This window comes from Lishizhenia sp., from assembly GCF_033720595.1.
GTDB lineage: Bacteria > Bacteroidota > Bacteroidia > Flavobacteriales_D > Crocinitomicaceae > Lishizhenia.
In genome coordinates, this window is record NZ_JAWWCF010000209.1 from 1 (window position 1) to 4,573 (window position 4,573).

Sequence of the window (4,573 nt, forward strand, 5' to 3'; positions counted from 1 at the left end):
ACATATTTGCCATTATTGCGGGACTAATTGAAGCCGACGCAAAATGGTACACTTAATGGCATGCTAGAGTTAAAGAAAATAAAAAACCCCAGTAAAATCAATTTACTGGGGTCAAATCTGGCGGAGAGAGAGGGATTCGAATCCTCATCTACCTCAAAAAGATAACACATAACCAATTGATTTAACACTATATATCTAAATTCGACTAGGGCTTATTTTTACTAAACTGTTTCACTTTTCAGTGAACCCCCAATGTTCTTAGGTTATCACCAACAGCAACTAATACTCAAATTTAAAAACGCAAAATTTGAGGGTATTATGTCTGATGGAGGGCTATAACCTCTGACGCCCTCAATAAACCGCGATATCAGGGGATAAAAATTAACTGCTCCCTCCAATATCAACATCTTCGAAACAGACTGGATTAGCAAATAAGTAATAAAAAACTAGGTCAGCTCCTATCGATTTATTCAGTGTGTCGGCTTTACAACTTGGTATATCTGTCATGGTCCCCTCAAAGGTTTTTCTGATTCACCCTGCATGGAATTCTTCAAATTTAGCGATCAAAAAAATTCCGCAGGCTTCTTTAGCCGTAAGCTCAAAGATTAAGAAAAAATAAAACTAGTTATTAGACAGACTGCTTGCTGATGTGTACACTTTGGACACACGTCGTTATCACATTGGATCTACAGCAATGAAATCCGCGGCCTTGAGAATCAGGGTTGAACCTGAGCTACATGATGACTTTTTAACGGCATGCAAAAATCAGGATTTGCCTGCCTCTCAAGTATTAAGACAATTTATGAAAGCTTTCGTGGAAGAAAATATCGTTGGAACTCAACAAGATCTTTTCGAAGTAGCTAAAAAGATTGGAAAAACGAACAAATAACTGTATATATGTACAGCGCACAAACCTTTCCGGAAACTGAATATGAGTACTAATATGGATTCCAAATACAAAGTAGTGAGCCTCTTTTCTGGATGCGGCGGTATGGATCTGGGCTTTAAGCAGGCTGGTTATGACATTGTATGGGCCAATGATATCGATGAGGATGCATGTGACACCTACGAAAAAAATATTGGCCCCATAAATAGAGGGGATATCGCTAAATACGATGTGCCGAGCATAGAGGATACTGATGTACTTGTAGGCGGTTTTCCATGCCAACCATTCTCAAACGCGGGTTCGAGAAAAGGCACTAGTGATCCGCGTGGAATGCTTTATGAGTATACATTCAAATTTATAGAGAAGTTGTCACCCAAAGCTGTTGTTTTTGAAAATGTTAGAGGATTGCTCAGCACTAAAACAGAAAATGGAAAGTTAATAGATGAATTAGTGCACCGATTAGAAAGTGACTATGGATATCACGTTACCTACAGGTTGCTAAACCTAAGTCATTTTGGTGTTCCACAGAATCGAATCCGATTAGTTCTAATTGCGATAAAAAATGTTAACTACATTGATCATGTATTTCCAGAAATTGTTGATGATAAAGATTTGTCTATCGAGGCTACCTTAAAAGGTATTAACGATAATTTACCCAATCAAACGGAGATAATGAAGCTAAATCCTCAAGCTTTGCATTATGGATCAATGATTCCTGAAGGTGGATCTTGGAAAAGTCTCTCTTATGACGTGCTACCTGAAAGATGGAAGAAAATTAGAGACAATATGGTTAAGTATCATTACCCAAATTTCTTCCGACGATATGCTCGAAATGAAATTCAGGGGACGATTACAGCAGCATTTAAGCCTGAAAATGCCGGGGTCTGGCACCCGACAAAAGACCGAATTTATTCAGTTCGCGAAATTGCTAGGTTTCAAACATTTCCGGATGATTTTATATTCGAAGGTAGAACTGTGAAATCTAAGTATCAACAAATTGGAAATGCAGTGCCACCGCTAATTGCTCAAAAAATTGGCTTACAATTGAAAAACTATTTCAAGAATACTGCTGTTGCCGAGTTGAAGAGAAGTAAAGTAGAAAGTACATTACTCAACGTTAATCAGCCAATCAGTAATCAAACTGTACCTCTATCATTGTAGGAGACATGGATGTACTTTTCTGAGGAATTTGTTCTTACCGCCTACAAGGGGTTAAAAAATATCGACCCTTCTATAGGCAAATCTCGACAAGAAAAAGTCAGTGCTTTACGCCACTTACTAGCTTCCTGCGAACTCATGAAAAGTTATAATACTGAGCTTGTGAATCTTAAAGTCAACGAGAACAAAGCCAGAGCAGATTTTATCAAAGCAGTTAGTAGAATTGTAGCATTAGACGAGCAAGGGAATTATACGGTTGACTTTGACTTAGATTTCGCAGAACGTAGCGATTATGGCGTTCGTAGCAACTTTTTTACAACCAGATTAAAAGATAGCCGCTCACATAGCGTTGAATATCCCGGTCGTCCAAAAGCATTGCTTCATATGGATAATGAAGTAGTCAGTCTGACAAAAGATATTAATGAGAACTTAAAATCAGCTTTCAACATTGAAGAGATTAGAGCTTACCTTGTCCTTTGGCTGTTTCGAGGTGAAAACTTTAGTTTCACTTCCGAAAAGATTTCTTCATCGGAACTTGTAGCAGAGTTAGACAACAAGCTTAAAACAATCTACCCATCTAACATTGCCAACCTTCTTGTCCCTACAGATTCTGAGTTAGCTAATGTAATGAGTATGTGTTCAACTCATCTAGCAAATGAAAAAGCAAATCTAGGAATAATTCTTTCATTACAAGCAGAAGCCACTGACGAAAGTACAGTAAAAGAGAAGGCTCATGTACTTGAGAATAACTTAAGCGATGCTGATGAAGTTTATGTATCTGCTACTAAGCTTTTAGAGCGTGGTTCGAAAGGTATTCTTCTAAGTGGACCTCCCGGAACAAGTAAAACTTGGTACGCACTTAAGCTTGCAATGAAGCTAACTGATGGTGATTTTAACAGGATATCTCGAGTACAATTTCATCAATCATATTCATATGAAGATTTCATTGAGGGGCTAGTTGCAACGGGATCGATAGGTGGAACCGAACCTCTTTTCAAGCCTAAGTTTAAAACCTTTGTTAATCTTTGCCTAAAAGCCAAAAATGACATTGATAACAATTATTATCTAATTATTGATGAGTTCACTCGCGGTGATCCAAGTAGAATATTTGGCGAATTATTGACATACATAGAAGCTGACTATAGAGACATTGAGTTCATACTTCCTTATTCCGAGGAAAAATTTTACGTCCCCCAAAATGTGATAATTTTGGCAACAATGAACCCATATGATAAATCAGTTATCGACCTAGATGCAGCAATGGAAAGAAGGTTTGAAATTATTGAGTTAGCTCCAAATAGAGATATTTTGACATCATTTTTGACTAAAAACTCAGTGAGTGGGCCTGTAATTGGAAAAATAGTGAATTTTTTTAATACTCTTAACAGATATGCAGAACATGGTTTCGGACATACTTACTTCAAAGATATAAAATCTGAAGAGGATTTGATTATTCTCTGGAATCATAAGTTAAAGTTTATTCTAGAGAAGATGTTTAAGTACAAAGAAGATGCCCTTAAGGAAGTTCGAAACTCTTATTTAGAAGTTGTTAGTGAGGAAGGTAAGGGTAAAATTAAGTGAAAATCCTCACGGGAACCGAGCGTTCTCCAATTGACGTAGACATATCAGAAATTATCAAAGAGGGTGGAAAGCTAAATATTCTCCCTCAAGTCAAAAATTATTTTAGCATTGATTATAAGCCTAGAGAAAATAAGCTTAGCCTTGCAGCTAAAGGCTATATTGGTGTTATACCCGTAACAACAGAGCTAGCGATAGACATCAGACCTAAGTTTTCTATAAAAAATCTCACGACAATGGTGTCAGTTGCACAGGGGAAATTTCGCTCACTTAGTTACTTTTCTCGGAAATATAACGAAAAAGAAAACGCTCCAGAAATAGTCTATGAGTTTCTAGTAGAGAGTCTTATTTCAGAGTTACAAACTTTGTATGATGAAGGCATTTACAAGGAGTATTTACGTAAGAATGATGAACTTTCAAAGATAAAAGGTCGCTTGGATACTGCAAATTCTATAAGAAAACTTTGGGGGCATGGTAAATTTCATAAAGCTTACTCTTATTTTTTTGAACACTCCTTAAATACTCCTCTGAACAAGCTTATAAAGTTTACTATTCATTACTGTCTAGTTAACCTTCCGTCTGAATTTCTCAAAAAAGATCATATATATAAGCCTTTAATCCAGTTCTATGACGGGTTCAAAGAGGTGGAATTTCCAAGCAACTCGAACTTTCTCGAAGAAGCGTTCGACATAATTAAGCACGACAAGATACCACTGCTGCGAAGTTACTATATCAATATTTCAGAAGTTTGCCGGTTAATAATTACAGGTACTGGAATAGATTTTGACAATCAAGGAACTGCGCTGAATTTGAGCAGCTTTGTTGTTGATATGGAAAACATCTTTGAGCAATTTCTCTTGAATACAACGAGAGCATACAAGAGCCATATTGGACATGACGTTTCAATTCTTGACGGTAATGATGAAGGTAAGAAGCAATTTTTAGATCCCC

4 protein-coding genes are annotated in these 4,573 nt (G+C 36.9%); all 4 read left to right on the forward strand.

What is annotated here, in order from left to right; translation table 11 throughout:
• The first annotated feature begins 658 nt into the window (after nucleotides 1-658).
• Nucleotides 659-889, forward strand: coding sequence for a hypothetical protein (locus tag R3333_RS12575; protein WP_318959124.1), 231 nt, complete (start codon nucleotides 659-661; stop codon nucleotides 887-889).
• A gap of 54 nt (nucleotides 890-943) precedes the next feature.
• Nucleotides 944-2,047, forward strand: a complete 1,104-nt coding sequence (locus R3333_RS12580; RefSeq protein ID WP_318959125.1) for a DNA cytosine methyltransferase — start codon at nucleotides 944-946, stop codon at nucleotides 2,045-2,047.
• A gap of 9 nt (nucleotides 2,048-2,056) precedes the next feature.
• Nucleotides 2,057-3,625 carry an McrB family protein gene (locus R3333_RS12585; protein WP_318959126.1) on the forward strand — a complete coding sequence of 523 codons (1,569 nt, stop codon included), beginning with the start codon at nucleotides 2,057-2,059 and terminating at the stop codon, nucleotides 3,623-3,625.
• The coding region (locus R3333_RS12590; RefSeq protein WP_318959127.1) for a 5-methylcytosine restriction system specificity protein McrC at nucleotides 3,622-4,573 on the forward strand (952 nt) is incomplete at its 3' end. The genes R3333_RS12585 and R3333_RS12590, both read left to right, overlap by 4 nt.

Excerpts from the sequence above, each read along its gene's own strand:
- R3333_RS12580 (WP_318959125.1), top strand. The coding sequence starts at position 944 with ATGGATTCCAAATACAAAGTAGTGAGCCTCTTTTCTGGATGCGGCGGT.
- R3333_RS12585 (WP_318959126.1), top strand. The coding sequence starts at position 2,057 with ATGTACTTTTCTGAGGAATTTGTTCTTACCGCCTACAAGGGGTTAAAA.